The sequence below is a fragment of the Winogradskyella sp. PG-2 genome, from assembly GCF_000828715.1.
Classification (GTDB): domain Bacteria; phylum Bacteroidota; class Bacteroidia; order Flavobacteriales; family Flavobacteriaceae; genus Winogradskyella.
In genome coordinates, this window is the sequence record NZ_AP014583.1 from 2950189 (window position 1) to 2966468 (window position 16280).

Below are 16280 nucleotides of genomic sequence, written 5' to 3' on the forward strand. Positions count from 1 at the left end.
GTCTTCTAAATCAACAAAAAGGCTTATCTTTGCACGTGCTTAAAACTAGCCTGTAATTATGCAAAAGAAAATCGCTAATTTCCTATTCTCCACTAGACTTACTGCCGTTTTATTTATTGTTTACGCTGCTGCAATGGCAACAGGAACAATTTTAGACAGAAACATGGAGACTTCACCAACGCCATATACGAGAGAATTGATTTATAATGCATGGTGGTTCGAAGCGATTATGGTGTTTTTTATTATCAATTTTATTGGTAATATCTTTAGGTTTAGATTACATAAAAAGGAAAAGTGGGCAACACTTATTTTACATCTAGCATTTATTTTTATCCTTTTTGGCGCTTTTGTAACTAGGTATATTGGTTATGAAGGTATGATGGCGATTAGAGAAGGAGAAACTGAGAGTCAATTTAGATCGTTAAAGACTTATGTTTCGGCATATGTAGTTGGTGATTATAAAGTCAATGGTGTACTACAGCGTTATAATTTTCAGCGTGAAGTAGATTTTTCCCCTAGATTAGATAACGATTTTGATGAAACGATTTCTTATGATGAAACTCCTGTAAATTTTAAACTTCAAAAATATATTAAAGGAGCTGAGAAGGATATTATTCCTGATGAAAATGGTGAAAGCTATTTAAAAATTGTCGAAGCTGGTGATGGCAGACCACATAATCATTTTTTGAAAGAAGGTGAAGTTACCAACATGCATAACGTTCTTATTTCCTTGAATAAGGAACAAGAAGGTGCCATAAATATTACGAATACAGAAGAAGGAATTTTTATAAAGTCTCCTTATGAAGGTGAGTACATGACAATGGCGACTAGAGCCACAGGTAAATTAGTTAAAGACAGTCTACAACCTTTAGCATTACGTTCTCGTTATCTTATAGGTAATATGCAATTAGTGTTTCCTAAACCTGTGATCAAAGGAGTTTTTGATATTGTAAAAAAGCCAACTATTTTAAAGAATGATGAAGACGGTATTGTCATGGATGTTTCTGTTAATGGAGAAACCAAAAGTGTAAACATTTTAGGTGGTAAAGGAACATATGTTAATTTTGAAGAAGTCGAGGTTGGTGGTTTAGATGTGGCCTTACGTTATGGTTCGAGATTAGAACAGTTGCCTTTTCAAATAAAGCTGAATGATTTTATAGCAGAAAAATATCCAGGAACTGAAAAAGCATATTCGTCTTACGAAAGTAAAGTGACCGTTTTAGATAAAAACAAAGGTGATTTTGATTATCATATTTACATGAATCATATATTGGATCATGGTGGTTATCGTTTTTTTCAGGCAAGTTTTGATCCAGATGAAAAAGGAACTATCCTTTCTGTAAACAATGATCGTTGGGGGACATATATTACTTATGCAGGTTATATGTTGTTGTACTTTGGCTTAATGGCTATTTTATTTGCTAAGAACACACGTTTTGATGATATAAGAAAACGCCTTAACAAATTAAAAGATAAAAAAGCTAAGATGATGAGTATGATTCTCATCATGTTTAGTCTTTCTGGTTTTGCACAAGAGCACTCTGCAAATGACGGTCATGACCATGCACCAGAGAAACCAGCAAAAGCGCAGTTAGATTCTTTACTCAAAGCCAATATAACACCAAAAGCGCATACTGATAAGTTTGCAGAGATGGTGATTCAAGATTATAGTGGTCGTATGATGCCTGTTCATACATATGCATCAGAAATGCTAAGAAAAATTAGTAAGAGTGATGTGTATGAAGATATGGACGCGACTCAGATATTCTTGTCCATTCAAGAAAGTCGAATGCTTTGGTACAATATGCCAGTAATTTATCTTACACCTAGGAAAGCAGATTCTATAAGAACAATAATTGGTGTAGATAAAGATGAGAAATACGTAAGCTTACTCGATTTTTTTACAGGAACCGGGAGAAACAAATTAGGACCTTACATAGAAGACGCATTTAAAGCACAAATACCAAGCGGTTTTCAAAAGGAAGTTAAAGATACTTACGGACGTCTTAGTTTATTATCTGATGCTATCGAAGGTAGATCTATTAAGATATTTCCCGTGCCGGAAGATGAAAACAATAAATGGATTTCTTCTTTTGAATATAAGCAAGAGGGTTATAAAAATATTTTAAAAGACTCATTATATGCTGGTTTTGTAGATAAAGGTTTTAGTTATTACCTCATGACTCTGAATAAAGCAAAGCAAACAGGTGATTTTACTAATGCGAATAAATTATTAGATGATTTTAAACGTACCCAACAAAAATTGGGAGGAGATGTTATGCTAACTGAGGATAAAATAAAGACTGAAATACTATACAATAAGTACGATATTTTTAAAAAGTTGTTTAGTTGGTACATGTATGCAGGTGCTTTACTTTTTGTTTTAATCATAGTACAGATTTTCTGGTCATATAACAAAATTTTAAACCTTATCATTAAGATATTAGTTGGTATTATAGTTGGTTTATTTTTATTACATACTGCAGGCTTAATTGCGAGATGGTATTTATCTGGTCATGCACCTTGGAGTGATGCCTATGAATCTATGATTTATGTAGCTTGGGCAACTATGTTATTTGGGTTGCTTTTAGCTCGAAACAAAAGAAACAAAAAGGCTAATGAATCTAGTGTAGGTAAATCAATAGCAGGAATGGTTATTCCTTTATATGGTTTATTTGGTAAAACATCGTCAGACATTACAGTTGGTGCAGCTGCTTTTGTTACCTCAATGATTTTAATGATTGCGCATTGGAATTGGATGGATCCTGCAATAGCTAATTTAGAACCTGTTTTACAAGGTTATTGGTTAATGATTCATGTGTCTGTTATTGTTGGTAGTTATGGTCCTTTTACTTTAGGAATGATTTTAGGTTTCGTCGCTTTAATACTTATGATTTTTACCAATAAGAAGAATAAAGCTAAAATGGATATTAACATCAAAGAGCTTACAATTATTAATGAAATGGCTTTGACTGTTGGATTAGTAATGCTAACTATTGGTAATTTCCTCGGAGGTATGTGGGCCAATGAAAGTTGGGGACGTTATTGGGGTTGGGACCCAAAAGAGACTTGGGCTTTGATAAGTATAATGATATATGCATTTGTAATACATATGAGATTGGTACCAGGTTTGCGAGGACGTTGGTTATTTAACCTAATGTCTATTTTAGCTTATGGAAGTATTTTGATGACCTATTTTGGAGTTAACTTTTATTTAGCAGGACTACACTCTTATGCAAGTGGTGACCAAATATTGAGTTTTGAAATTATTGCTAAAACACTAGTTTTTGTTACTATAATAGGCTCTTTAGCCTATTGGAAATATAAACTCTTTTACAAAAAATAAGTTTTATACTAATTTAGATAATACCAATTAGTATTTTTATTAACTTGGGTTTCTAAACTAACCCTAAAAAATGAATTACTTCAAAAAATTAGGAACTGCAAATTTGTTCATGCTCTTATTGTGCGCAGTTATAATTATTGTCGCAGAATACTTATTTCTAACAGGAGATCAGTTACATGGAATATTTGTTGGCCTTTGGGCGCCAACACTATTAGGTGTAATGATCTATTTAAAACTCGTAGACCATGGTAGCAAATGATATCGTATTGTGGTTTTCTGTTATAGTAATTGCTCTTGTAGCTTTATGGGCTTTATTAATGATTAGAGCTTATAATAAAGTTGAAAAGAACGACTAATTGCATTTTATTTTATAATGAAAAGTCTATTTAGGTACTTTTTTTTCTTATTATTTTTCTCATCAATATATGCTCAAATTCCTATTGAGAAATATAAAGAGGACATTTCTGATTTAAAATCTAAAAAAGAAATTGAAAAGTACTGGGCAGATTTATATAAAACTGACCAAGACACACTCTTAAAATTGCCAAAAGATAATCTTATAGTTTTTGATTCACTATCTACAAGTTTAATGATACGGACAGCTTTAATGTATAAAGTGCATGGTAAAAAGGCGCATACATTGAATAATTTTACTCCGACATTAAATCAGGCTCATAATTATATAGCCACAGCAAGCCTACTGCTATGGAAAATAATATATGAGCGTATATCCTTAAGAAATAAAGGCGACCTCTTAACTGATGTGAACTTAGGTTACGAATTAGAACATATTTCCTCATCGTTTTATTATTATTCTTTAGTGGGAAAAGAAAGTCGTTATGAAGATTTAGTAGAAAAATTAAATCGTATTGATACTTCAGAAACAGTTAAAAGATTAAATACTATTTATGAAAATCAAAAAAAGTTTAAAATACTCAAATCTAATGATATAATTGGTCAATGGTATTTACAACCTTTTAGTAATATGAAAGAAGAAGGTAGTTTTGAATTTGTAAAAATGTCGGATGGCCTTATATATTATAAAAAAGGCGGCTACCTTCAAGAGTTGATTTTAATAGGAACTATAGAAAATAAAAAATTATACAGAATTAAAGGAGAGCCATTTGGTTGGTATTATGAACTTTCTGATAAAAATCAATTGACACTATTAGATGATCATAAAGAAGAATTAATTAAATATACTCTTTTTGACTAAGACGCTTTAAAATCTTACTATTCAAAAAATAATACGCATATTTGTGTATTATGATTGCTTAATAATATTACCCAGAAATAAATATCGCTTCTTCAAGCGGATTAAAACGCCAACAATTTTTTGCTTGCCTAGTTATTATATTAAATATTTAAACTAATGCAACCCAATAAAATTTCAATTAAACAATTTTTCAAATATTTTAAAATTGCCGTTTCTGGTAAGGAAAAAGATTTCACATCTGGCAGTATTAGAAGGGCAGTTTTTATGCTTTCAATTCCAATGATATTGGAAATGCTGATGGAATCAATTTTTGCTATTGTAGATATATTCTATGTATCTAGAGTTAGTGTAAATGCAGTCGCAACTATAGGTCTTACAGAGTCAGTTATTACATTAGTATATGCAGTAGCAATTGGTTTAAGTATGGCAGCTACAGCCATTGTAGCTAGGAGAATTGGTGAACAAGATAAAGACGGAGCATCTCAAGCAGCAGTTCAGGTTATAGGATTAGGTATTGTCGTAGCATCATTAATTAGTATTATTGGGATACTTTATCCAAAAGAGATTCTTCAACTAATGGGAGGTGAGCCAGATCTTATTGCCGAAGGCTATGGCTATACACAAATATTACTTGAAGGAAACGTAACTATAATGTTACTGTTCTTAATTAATGCTATTTTTAGAGGTGCTGGTGATGCTTCAATTGCAATGTGGGCTTTAATAGTATCTAATGGACTGAATATTATTTTAGATCCTATATTTATTTTTGGTATCGGTCCCGTTCCTGCCTATGGTGTTAAGGGGGCAGCAGTAGCTACAACTATAGGTAGGGGTACGGCAGTAATATTTCAATTATTAATTTTATTCTATGGTTGGAGTAAAATAAAAATAACTTTTAAAGATTTAGTATTTAGGGCTGCTGTAATGCTTAATCTTATAAAAGTATCGTTAGGTGGTATTTTTCAGTTTTTTATTGGGACATCATCTTGGGTCTTTTTAATGCGTATAATGAGTGAATTTGGAAGTGAGGTACTTGCAGGTTATACTATTGCTATTAGAGTAATGATGTTTACTTTAATGCCAGCTTGGGGAATGAGTAATGCAGCTGCGACTTTAGTGGGACAAAACTTAGGAGCTAAAAAGCCTGAGCGTGCAGAAGATTCAGTCTGGAAAACAGGGAAGTTTAGTGCTATTTTTATGGGATTGGTTTCTGTTGTTTATCTAATTTTAGCACCTCAAATCATTTCTTGGTTTACACCAGAAATAGAAGTTATTAAAAATGGGGCTCTATGTTTAAGAGTTTTTGCATCAGGATATATATTCTATGGCTATGGTATGGTAATTACTAATTCATTTAATGGGGCAGGAGATACTTATACACCAACAATAATTAACTCATTTTGTTATTGGTTATTCCAATTACCTTTTGCTTATCTAATGGCAATCTATTATGATTTTGGACCGATTGGTGTTTTTATTGCTATTACATTGGCTCAAGTTATTTTAACTATTGTAAGTATTATATGGTTTAAAAAAGGGCATTGGAAATCCGTAAATGTTTAAATTTTATTCAAATTAATATACCTAAAGAATTTATTTTTTTGAAGTTAAGTTTATTGAAAATTAGACTAAATGTTAATTTTAAGTGTATTTCATCTTAAAAATATGCTTTTTGTAGATATTTATATCTTTTTTATTTAGTTTCCCACACATAGTTCAATAAACCGCCCAAATCTTATGAGAACTTTTATTAAATTTCAATGTGTACTATTGTTCGCATTTTGTTTTAGCTTTTCTTTTGCCCAATCCGAAACACAAATTGTTCGTATTGACTTTCAAAATACTGAAGGGTATACACGTCATTTAGCATTAGGTTTTGTTCCAGATAACTCTGCTACTGATGGTGTAGATTATGGATATGATGCACCTTATGTAGAAGATTTGCAAGATGATTTAAATTGGATGATTGAAGACAACCGTTATATTATACAAGGTGTTGGTGCATTTGATACAAATAAATATTATCCATTAGGAATGTTCTTATCAAACGGAGGTGATATATCTATCTCTCTTAACGCATTAGAAAACTTTGATGAAGACATAGACGTTTATCTTTATGATTTAGAATTAGATACTTATACACTTTTAAATAATTCTGATTTTAATAAAAATTTATTTGCAGATAATTATCTTAATCGTTTTTATATAGCGTTTTCCACTTCTGCTCACTTAGATATAAATAGTGACAACTTATTATCAAATAATGATAATGATCATTTAAAAAGTTTAAAAATTTGGCATTCAAATAATAATTTATATGTTAAAGGTGTTGAGCCTAGTATAGATAATTCAATAGCTATATATAATTTTGAGGGTAAAATACTATCTGAAGAAAAAATGTATCGAGAAAGTCATGTGATTAATACTTCAGAAATGACTACTGGTATTTATATGGTCAGAATTAAATCTGATCAATTTTCTCACACTGCAAAAGTTTGTATAACTAATTAGGTGTATAAGTAAGGCAATTTCATTAATTTTATGTCATAAAATATATTGAAATGTCAAAGAAGAAATTAGGCCTTAATACTATTTGCACGCATATTGGCGAAGTAAAAGACGAACAATTTAAAGGTGCCGTATCACCTATGTATCTCAGTTCCTCTTATGAATTTTTAGATGTAGATGTAAAACGATATCCGAGATATTTTAATACTCCAAATCAGGAGTATTTGTCAAAAAAAATAGCGGCTTTAGAGCATACTGAATCAGCGATGATATTTGGTTCAGGTATGGCAGCAATTAGCACCATGTTTCTGGCATTTTTACAAAAGGGAGATCATTTGGTAGTGCAAAATACGTTATATGGTGGTACAGTAAATTTTATAAAAGAAGAATTGCCTAAATATGGTATAGAATATACTTTTACAAATGGTTACACTATTAAAGATTTTGAAGCAGCTACACAGCCAAACACAAAATTAATTCATATAGAAACACCTTCAAATCCTTTAATGACCATTACAAATATTGAGGCTATTGCCAAATTAGGTAAATCGAAAAAAATTATAACTTCAATAGATAACACATTTGCTTCTCCAGTAAATCAAAACCCTATAGATTTTGGTATTGATATGGTGATGCATTCCGCAACAAAATATTTTGGGGGTCATAGTGATATATGTGCAGGTGCAGTAGCTAGTTCTGAAGAACATATACAACGCATATGGAATGTTGGAAAAAACCTAGGAGGAAGTCTAAGTGATATGACGGTCTGGATGCTTGAGCGGAGTATGAAAACATTAGGACTTAGAGTAAAAGCACAGACTAGTAATGCAATGAAAATGGCAAAATGGTTGAATAAGCATCCTAAAGTTTCTAAAGTGTATTATCCTGGACTGAAATCACACCCAGAATATAAATTAGCTAAATCTCAAATGAGTGGTTTTGGTGCGATGCTGTCTTTTGAGTTAACGGATGACTTAGATTCATGTCAATTTCAAAAGCAATTAAAGCTCATAAAATCGTCTATGAGCTTGGCCGGTATTGAAAGTACTGTCATCTCACCACATCTAACATCTCATGCATTATTAACTCAAGAAGAGCGAGATAACATAGGAATAAGTGACCAGTTAATTCGTTTTTCTGTTGGTATTGAGGCTATTAAAGATTTAAAACGCGATATAGATAACGCAATTAAAAATATTTCAAATTAGATATTTATGAAACTAGATATATTAGCAATAGGAGCGCATCCTGATGATGTAGAATTGGGTTGCGGAGCTATGATAGCCAAAGAAGTTTTTAATGGTAAAAAAGTTGGAATTATTGATCTTACAAGAGGAGAATTGGGTACAAGAGGTACGGCTGAAACTAGAGATGAAGAGGCATTTAATTCTGCAAAAATTTTGGGTGTACACGCTAGAGTTAATATGCGTTTTGCTGATGGTTTTTTTATAAACGATAAGGAGCATCAATTAGAGATTATAAAAATGATACGTTACTATCAACCCGAACTCGTTATTTGTAACGCTATTGATGATAGACATATTGATCATGGAAAAGGGAGTCAGTTGGTAAGTGATGCTTGCTTTTTAAGTGGTCTTAGAAAAATTGAAACAGTCCATAAAGACGAAAATACCATACAAGAGTCTTGGAGACCAAAAGCGGTATATCATTATATACAATGGAAAGATTTAGAACCTGATATAGCTGTTGATGTTTCTGGTTTTATGGATAAAAAAATGGAATCTGTATTGGCTTATAAAACTCAATTTTTTGATCCTAATAGCGATGAGCCAGAAACTCCTATATCTAGTAAAAATTTTACCGATAGTATTGAGTATAGGGCAAGAAATTTAGGACGTTTAATAGGTGTAGAGTATGCTGAAGGGTTTACGGTAGAACGTTACCCAGCCTTAGACTCATTGTTTGATTTAAAATAGAATAACAAAAAAGCCTTTCATTTCTGAAAGGCTTACTAATTTAGGGTGGAAGACCGGGTTCGAACCGGCGACTTTCGGTACCACAAACCGACGCTCTAACCAGCTGAGCTACAACCACCATTTTAATTAGGACTGCAAATGTAAATTATTTCCTATTTTCTGCAAAACCTTTTTAAAACTTATTTAAAAAATAAAAACCTTTCAAAATAAAGTATTGAGAGGTTGTTGTATATCACTTTATTATACTAATCAGTAGCTTTGTCTACTACAATTCTCTCATCTCTATTAGCAATTTCCCAAGCTGTATGAAACACTAAGCGTGTTCTGTTTTCTAATAAGTCATATTCAATCTTATCTGCTGTGTCAGTTGGTTTATGATAATCGTCATGTGTACCATTAAAGTAAAAAATTACTGGGACATTATTCTTTGCAAAATTGTAATGATCTGAACGGTAGTAGTAGCGATTAGGATCATTTTCATCATTATAGGTATAGTCTAACTCAACATTAGTATATTTTTTATTTACATCCTCAGAAAGATTGTGCAAATCTGTACTTAACTTATCACTTCCTATTAAGTAAATATAGTTTCTATCACCTTCTTTTCGCTTAGGATCTGTTCTGCCTATCATATCAATATTAAGATCTGCTACTGTATTTTCTAAAGGAAATATTGGGTCATTATCTGTATAATGTCTAGAACCTAAAAGTCCTTTTTCTTCACCTGTTACATGCAAAAATAGAATTGAGCGTTTTGGGCCACTACCTGCTTTTTCAGCCATTTTAAATGCTTCTGCAATTTCTAATATTGCAATAGTACCCGAACCATCATCGTCAGCGCCATTATATACTTGACCATCTTTAACACCTTCGTGATCTAAGTGTGCAGAAATCACCAAAATTTCATCAGGTTTTTCTGAACCTTTAATAAATGCAACAACATTTTCGGATGTAACAGCTTCTGATTTATTTTCTATGGATAATTCCATTTTAGTTTTTATAGATTTAGAGGTATCATCTTCTGCAATGGGTGGATGTAAAGCTTTTGCGAAATTCTTATTGACCATAAGCATTGTCAATCCAGGTTTGTTACTTACTAATGATAAACGTCCAGAACTTCCAGCTGCAGCCAATCTTTGATAGTATGGTGCATATCTAGCAAATAAATTATCATCCATGTAAATTAATCCAGATGCACCGTTTTCTGTTGCGGCATCTCTTTTACTCGATAAAGATTGTCTTCCATTAGTCCATTTAGTATCCTCAGAATTACCAGAAGTTACATAATTGCCTGATTCATCTTTTGGTTCCCCTGCTTTTGCTAAAACAATTTTACCCTTTACATCGATGTTTTTGTAGTCTGAATAGTTATCAGCGTCAATACCATAACCAACATATATAATTTCGTCTAAAGAAACGTCGATACTACCAGAGGCTCTTAAAACTATATGGTCTTCAAAACTTTTGAAATTCGCCCCATTAATTGAAATTACTGCTTCTGAGACACTTTGCTTTTTTAATGGCACTTCTTGAAAATAATCGTCATTACCTAAAGGTGTTTCAATACCAAGAGCTTTGTACTGAGATTTTAAATACTCAACAGCCATTTTCTGACCTTTTTCTCCAGTTTCTCTCCCTTCAAATTCATCAGAAGCATACTTATAAAGCATTGTTTTTAATTCTTCAATTGTAATTGAAGATGCAAACTCTGACGCGTCTACCATTTCTGTTTTTTGAGCAGAAGATGTATTACTTTTAGAAGATGTTCCGCAACTTATAATTAATGCGGTTATAAAAAAGGTGAATACTAGTTTTTTCATTTCAATTAAAATTAGAGTTTTAGTTTTTAAATTAAGTTATTGCTAACTTAATTTAATAGGTTGTGAAGTTAAAAAAAATAGGGGAGGTATAGATTTATAATAATTCTCTTTTGACAAAAAAAACTAAATAATTTCAACTTTCAAGCGGTTTGGTGCATTTGCTAAGTACCAAGCAGTCGCAAATATTAATTTTGTACGTTTTGCAAGTAAAGGGTAATTTATTTTGTCTGCTGTATCTGTCGGTTTGGTATAATCCTCGTGCTCTCCATTGAAAAAGAAAATCACAGGTACTCCTTTTGTTGCAAAATTATAATGGTCAGACCTATAATAATATCCATTATGATCATTATCTGCATTATAAGTATAGTCCAATTCTAAATTTGTGAATGTTGAATTAGCTTCTTGAGCAATAAAGTGCAATTCGGTACTCATTTTGTCTGCGCCAATAAGATAAATGTAATTTTCATTTTCCTTATGGCGCTCATCAACTCTGCCAATCATATCAATATTTAATGTTGAAACTGTAGTTTCTAAAGGAAAAATTGGATGATCTGTGTAATAACGTGATCCATGAAGACCTACTTCCTCTGCAGTTACATGTAAGAATACAATACTTCTTTTTGGACGATATCCATCTTCAATTGCCATACTAAATGCTTCAGCAATTTCAAAAACTGCTGCAGTACCAGATCCGTTATCATCTGCACCATTATATATTTCCCCGTCAATTACACCTTCATGATCTGAATGGGCAGTTATATAAACATATTCATCCGGAAATTCAGATCCTTCTATATATGCAATAATGTTTTGAGAATCTTTTAAATCATTAGGAAGTTCTTCTTTTGGTACTTTTTGATAGTAATTTGGATGAGATTCAGGAGCCTTAATGTTTTGTGACTTGTAATAATTTCTGATATAGTCACATACTTGATTATGACCTTCTTCACCAGTTAATCTCCCATTATATTTGTCTGAAGATACTTCTTCGACATATATTTTTAATTCTTCTTTACTGATTGTATTTAAGTACTGTTTTACAATAGCTTCATCATCGTATTCAATACTTTCTTTTAAGTTGTCAATTTTTTCACTGTGTCTTAATGTTGAACAAGAACCAACAAGAATAAGTGCTGACGCAACTAATACTTTCATACGTTTATGTCTATCGTTTTTTTATTGTTAGATATTAATTACTTAAAGACTATAATTTTGAATTTATTCTCTTATCTAACTATTTGATTTCCTCAAAAATAAGCTAAATTGATGACATGTTTTCTTACAATCAGATTGAAGCTTTAAAAATCTTCATCAAACTCAACATCTCTAAGGACTTCCCTTGAATCTTCTAGATTTTCTTTATCACGTTCTTCGAGGCCTTCAGTATTTCCAACTTTTGTTGTTTGAATGACATTTTTATATATAGTTAAGCTTAATGATATAATAACCAATAGGAAGATATACTGTATGGTTTTCGTTTTTGCTTTCTTTTTTTTAGAAATAAGTAATACTATTAAGCCACAAATAAAAGCAACACTAATTGGTATTACTGATAAATTTGATAATGGGGTTACTGCAAGTATTACAGCCACTATAGCAGTTAAAAAACCTAAAATGATAAATAATTTTTTCATAACTATTAATTTTACTGCTCAGTTGCTGATACAATTTTAAACTCTCCATTTCCTAAAGAAGTTTTGATTTTTGCGTATACCGGGATTTTTTTAGCATCAGCTGTTAACCACAGAAAGTTATCATTATTATCTTTTAGTATATCGCTACCTTTAATTGATAAGGCAAGTTTATGACATTCAGTATTACCAATTTCTGTAGAAACAGTTTCTTTTTTATGATACTTTACAGTTAGAGTGGTTTCTATATTATCATATATAATAGGGAGGTTTTCTTCATCTCCAGGACTAAAAATATCTAAGTCCATATTTCTAATACTATATAATGTACTCACTAAGTCCTTTGTGGCGGAACTAACTCTAACTGATTTATTTTCGTCTAAAGTTTCTCCTTTTTTATTCTTTGTGCGTTTTAAGCTTTTTACAAGTTTGGATTTATGATTATACTTATATTGCATAAATTTGTACACACCACCTTCATTAACATCTCTTTTATATAAATAAGGTGTTAATGTCTTTGGGTTGACATAACTTTCATAAAGATCTCTTATTCTAAAAAAATCATCCCATTTTTCATATGTAGTTACAGTGCACTTTAAACGCAATAAAATACTTTTATTAGCCTTTACTTCGCTTGTTTCCATTTTTACTTGTGCAATGTCTGTTAATAAGCCAAAGACATTATAAGAAGCATTATAAACCAATTTCTCACCAGCTCTAATAGTCTTATTTTGAGAAAAACTATTTAAGCTTATTAAAATGATTACTACTAAAGCAATTGGTTTCATAAAAATTGAGTTTTTTGATAGCTACCATTTAATTAACACATATTGTGCCGAAAAATACAATGCTTTATTAAATGATGCTAATAATTGTTTTATAAATCAATTTATGAATTTTAATAAAAAAACTACAAAATAGCTTTGGCTACAATAAAAAGGATTTTATATTTGCACCCGCTAAAGGAGAAATGGCAGAGTGGTCGAATGCGGCAGTCTTGAAAACTGTTGAGGGTCACACCTCCGGGGGTTCGAATCCCTCTTTCTCCGCAAAAAGGCTTTATCATATATGATAAAGCCTTTTTTATTTGAGATTATATTGTTAAATCCGTTTTTCGTTTATTTAGTTCTTTTACAAAAGGTTGTTTAGTAATGATTTGACCAGTAGCTGCCTTTATAGCATTCGCTAAAGCGCCACCAGCTGGTGGTAACCCAGGCTCTCCGAGCCCTGTTGGTGATAATTCACTTTCGACAAAATAGGTTTCGACAATGGGAGTTTCGTTCATTCTAATTAGACGATAGGTGTTAAAGTTGACGTCATCTGGTTTTCCATTTTTGAAAGAAAAATCTGCAAACATTGCATGCCCTATGCCATCAAGAACACCTCCTTCAATTTGATTTTTTGCACCAGTTGGATTAATAACAATGCCACAATCTACTGCAACCGTAACCTTATCTATTGAAGGTAAACCATTTTTTAACGTTATATCAACAACTTCTGCTACATGTGTATTATGACTGTAATACGCTGCAAATCCCTGAAATACTTCATTATTAGTTTTTTTCCATTTACCTTTTTCAGCAGCTAATTTTATAGTCTCGGTCATTCGCTTTGCTGAATACTGAATGTTTGGATCTTCTCCGTCTTTTACGTTTTTTAATAAATCTAAGCGAAGTTGAACTGAATCAACATTTAACTCATCAGCGATTTCATCAATAAAACTTTGCTCAGCATAAGCTAAAAAATTAGTGTAAGGAGCTCTCCATGCACCTGTGGTTATATTACTTTGAAAGTTTGCAGTGTCAACCTGGTAATTTTCAATTGCACCTGCAGGGAAAAAGTGTGGAATTAATCCATACATATTACTATTAATAGCTGCTTCCTTGAGATGATATCCTGAGATTTTATTATCTTTTATAGATGCCGCTATTTTGTATTTAATGGCTGGACGATATACACCTAGGGTCATATCATCTTCTCTAGTGCAAATTAGTTTAATTGGCTTTTTGATTTTATCAGAAATTTCAGCAGCTTCATAAACAAAATCCCCATATAGGCGTCTTCCAAAACCTCCACCCATTCTTGTCATTTCTACATGAACATTTTCAAGATCTCTATTTAATAGGGAAGCAACAACCTTAGATGCAGCTTCTGGTGTCTGTACGGGACCAACTAAATGTACTTTGTCCTTTGTAACATCAGCAAAAAAGTTCATCGGCTCCATACAATTATGAGGTAAAAAAGGAGACTCGTAAATACGCTCAATAATTTTATCAGCATTGGCAAATGCTTTTTTTACATTACCATCTGACCTTCTTGTATTAAAATCATTTCCATTAAGTAAATCATTCAATTTTTTATCATGTAAATCTGTGCTCTCAGCTAATGACTTATTTTTCCATACAACATTAATCGTTTTTTTAGCTTTTATAACGTCCCAAGTGGTTTTGCCAATAATTACTATCTTGTCTGTTTCACTTAAACGAACACTCCAATGTGCTGATCCATCAAAATTTTCTTGATTTAAATAATTCCTTGCCTTTTCTCCAATAACAAAGACATCTATAATGCCTGGCAAGCCTTTAGCCTCAGAAGCATCATATGATTCTAAAATTTGCCCAAAAGCTGGAGGTCTCAAAACTGAAGCATACAACATTCCATCTACTTTATAATCTAATCCAAATAGTGGTTTACCTGTAATAATATTATCGATATCTACATTAATAGCATCTTTACCGATTATCTTATAGTCTTTAGGTGATTTTAAAGTAATGTCTTCAGGCACTTCTAATAAAGCCGCCTCATTAACAACATCTCCATAACCTAATTTATCACCTTTGGCATTTTTTATAATTCCATCCGAAGCGGCACAAGTTGATGCATCTACATTCCATTTTACGGCAGCAGCATTAATTAACATTTGCTTTGTTGTAGCACCTGTTTGTCTTAATGCATCCCATCCAAAACGGATAGACTGACTACCACCTGCGACTTGCCTTTGAAAATTCTTTGTATCTAGAGCACCTTGTTCTACAGTAACATGTTCCCAAGGCACATCTAGTTCTTCTGCAATTAACATTGGCATTGAAGTTTTAACTCCTTGTCCTATTTCTGGGTTAGGTGAAAAAATAGTAACATAGCCATTATCTGCAATTTTTATAAATGCATTAAAGTCATTAAAGTTTAATTTTGAGACATCAATAGGAGGAACAACAGCTTCTTTGCAAGAATTTAAAAAGTTGAATCCAATTAAAAGCCCACCACTTGCAAGTGCAGAAGTTCTAATAAAATTCCGTCTACTAAAAGTTATTTTGTTTTGATTTTCCATAATATTTAGTTTAAGACATTTTTTTAGCGGCTAATGCTACTGCTTTTTCTATTCTATTATAACTTGCACATCTACATAGGTTACCGTGCATAGCATTTCTTATTTCTTGATTAGTTGGGCTAGGATTTTCCTTTAAAAAAGAAGAAGCGGTCATTATTTGACCAGCTTGGCAGTAACCACATTGTGGTACATCTAATTCTTTCCAGGCATCTTGCACAGGGTGTAATTTATCATCAGATAAACCCTCAATAGTTGTTATTTCTGAATCTTCTAAGCGAGATGCAGGTAAAAGACAACTTCTAGTTGCCACTCCATCTACGTGAACCGTACACACTCCACATTGACCTATTCCGCAACCAAATTTAGTACCCACTAAATTAAGCTCATCTCTGAGTACCCAAAGTAATGGGGTATCAGAATCTACATAAATACTGACTCTTTTTCCGTTGATTTTTAAATTATAACTTGCCATGAGTTTAATATTTCCTTTAAAG

The 16280-nt window shown here is 32.0% G+C and carries 12 protein-coding genes and 2 tRNA genes; 7 read left to right on the forward strand and 7 right to left on the reverse strand.

What is annotated here, in order from left to right; all coding sequences use genetic code 11:
• Positions 1-58 precede the first annotated feature (58 nt).
• From ccsA to bshB1, 6 genes are all read left to right on the forward strand, one after another.
• Positions 59-3346 carry a cytochrome c biogenesis protein CcsA gene (ccsA, locus tag WPG_RS13250; RefSeq protein WP_045473550.1) on the forward strand — a complete coding sequence of 1096 codons (3288 nt, stop codon included), beginning with the start codon at positions 59-61 and terminating at the stop codon, positions 3344-3346.
• Between the two features lie 373 nt (positions 3347-3719).
• Positions 3720-4562, forward strand: coding sequence for a hypothetical protein (locus WPG_RS13260; protein WP_045473555.1), 843 nt, complete (start codon positions 3720-3722; stop codon positions 4560-4562).
• Positions 4563-4718: 156 nt separating this feature from the next.
• Positions 4719-6125, forward strand: coding sequence for an MATE family efflux transporter (locus WPG_RS13265; RefSeq protein WP_045473557.1), 1407 nt, complete (start codon positions 4719-4721; stop codon positions 6123-6125).
• Between the two features lie 174 nt (positions 6126-6299).
• On the forward strand, positions 6300-7073 hold the full coding sequence (locus WPG_RS13270; protein WP_084221592.1) for a T9SS type A sorting domain-containing protein: 774 nt from the start codon (positions 6300-6302) through the stop codon (positions 7071-7073).
• A 50-nt stretch (positions 7074-7123) separates the two neighbouring features.
• Positions 7124-8278, forward strand: coding sequence for a trans-sulfuration enzyme family protein (locus tag WPG_RS13275; protein WP_045473561.1), 1155 nt, complete (start codon positions 7124-7126; stop codon positions 8276-8278).
• Positions 8279-8284: 6 nt separating this feature from the next.
• On the forward strand, positions 8285-9007 hold the full coding sequence (gene bshB1, locus WPG_RS13280; protein WP_171817185.1) for a bacillithiol biosynthesis deacetylase BshB1: 723 nt from the start codon (positions 8285-8287) through the stop codon (positions 9005-9007).
• Between the two features lie 43 nt (positions 9008-9050).
• Here the strand turns inward: bshB1 and WPG_RS13285 are convergent.
• The 5 genes from WPG_RS13285 to WPG_RS13305 all read right to left on the reverse strand — a co-directional run bounded on the left by WPG_RS13285 (position 9051) and on the right by WPG_RS13305 (position 13246).
• A tRNA-His gene (locus tag WPG_RS13285) sits at positions 9051-9126 on the reverse strand.
• Positions 9127-9252: 126 nt separating this feature from the next.
• Positions 9253-10827 (reverse strand): M28 family metallopeptidase, encoded by a 1575-nt coding sequence (locus WPG_RS13290; RefSeq protein ID WP_045473565.1) that lies wholly within the window; start codon positions 10825-10827, stop codon positions 9253-9255.
• A 123-nt stretch (positions 10828-10950) separates the two neighbouring features.
• Positions 10951-11982, reverse strand: coding sequence for a M28 family metallopeptidase (locus tag WPG_RS13295; protein ID WP_045473568.1), 1032 nt, complete (start codon positions 11980-11982; stop codon positions 10951-10953).
• Between the two features lie 143 nt (positions 11983-12125).
• Positions 12126-12461, reverse strand: coding sequence for a hypothetical protein (locus WPG_RS13300; protein WP_045473570.1), 336 nt, complete (start codon positions 12459-12461; stop codon positions 12126-12128).
• Between the two features lie 11 nt (positions 12462-12472).
• Positions 12473-13246 carry a DUF3108 domain-containing protein gene (locus WPG_RS13305; protein ID WP_045473572.1) on the reverse strand — a complete coding sequence of 258 codons (774 nt, stop codon included), beginning with the start codon at positions 13244-13246 and terminating at the stop codon, positions 12473-12475.
• 176 nt (positions 13247-13422) lie between these two features.
• On the opposite strand from WPG_RS13305, the gene WPG_RS13310 reads away from it, so the two are divergent.
• Positions 13423-13507, forward strand: a tRNA-Ser gene (locus tag WPG_RS13310).
• Between the two features lie 44 nt (positions 13508-13551).
• Here WPG_RS13310 and WPG_RS13315 read toward each other — a convergent pair.
• Together WPG_RS13315 and WPG_RS13320 are read right to left on the reverse strand one after the other, a co-directional pair.
• Entirely contained in the window at positions 13552-15786 is a 2235-nt protein-coding gene (locus tag WPG_RS13315; RefSeq protein ID WP_045473574.1) for a xanthine dehydrogenase family protein molybdopterin-binding subunit, read from the reverse strand.
• A gap of 10 nt (positions 15787-15796) precedes the next feature.
• On the reverse strand, positions 15797-16258 hold the full coding sequence (locus WPG_RS13320; protein WP_045473576.1) for a (2Fe-2S)-binding protein: 462 nt from the start codon (positions 16256-16258) through the stop codon (positions 15797-15799).
• Positions 16259-16280 lie beyond the last annotated feature (22 nt).

Coding starts and splice junctions, on each gene's coding strand:
- ccsA (WP_045473550.1), top strand. CDS start 59: ATGCAAAAGAAAATCGCTAATTTCCTATTCTCCACTAGACTTACTGCC.
- WPG_RS13260 (WP_045473555.1), top strand. CDS start 3,720: ATGAAAAGTCTATTTAGGTACTTTTTTTTCTTATTATTTTTCTCATCA.
- WPG_RS13265 (WP_045473557.1), top strand. CDS start 4,719: ATGCAACCCAATAAAATTTCAATTAAACAATTTTTCAAATATTTTAAA.
- WPG_RS13270 (WP_084221592.1), top strand. CDS start 6,300: ATGAGAACTTTTATTAAATTTCAATGTGTACTATTGTTCGCATTTTGT.
- WPG_RS13275 (WP_045473561.1), top strand. CDS start 7,124: ATGTCAAAGAAGAAATTAGGCCTTAATACTATTTGCACGCATATTGGC.
- bshB1 (WP_171817185.1), top strand. CDS start 8,285: ATGAAACTAGATATATTAGCAATAGGAGCGCATCCTGATGATGTAGAA.
- WPG_RS13290 (WP_045473565.1), bottom strand. CDS start 10,827: ATGAAAAAACTAGTATTCACCTTTTTTATAACCGCATTAATTATAAGT.
- WPG_RS13295 (WP_045473568.1), bottom strand. CDS start 11,982: ATGAAAGTATTAGTTGCGTCAGCACTTATTCTTGTTGGTTCTTGTTCA.
- WPG_RS13300 (WP_045473570.1), bottom strand. CDS start 12,461: ATGAAAAAATTATTTATCATTTTAGGTTTTTTAACTGCTATAGTGGCT.
- WPG_RS13305 (WP_045473572.1), bottom strand. CDS start 13,246: ATGAAACCAATTGCTTTAGTAGTAATCATTTTAATAAGCTTAAATAGT.
- WPG_RS13315 (WP_045473574.1), bottom strand. CDS start 15,786: ATGGAAAATCAAAACAAAATAACTTTTAGTAGACGGAATTTTATTAGA.
- WPG_RS13320 (WP_045473576.1), bottom strand. CDS start 16,258: ATGGCAAGTTATAATTTAAAAATCAACGGAAAAAGAGTCAGTATTTAT.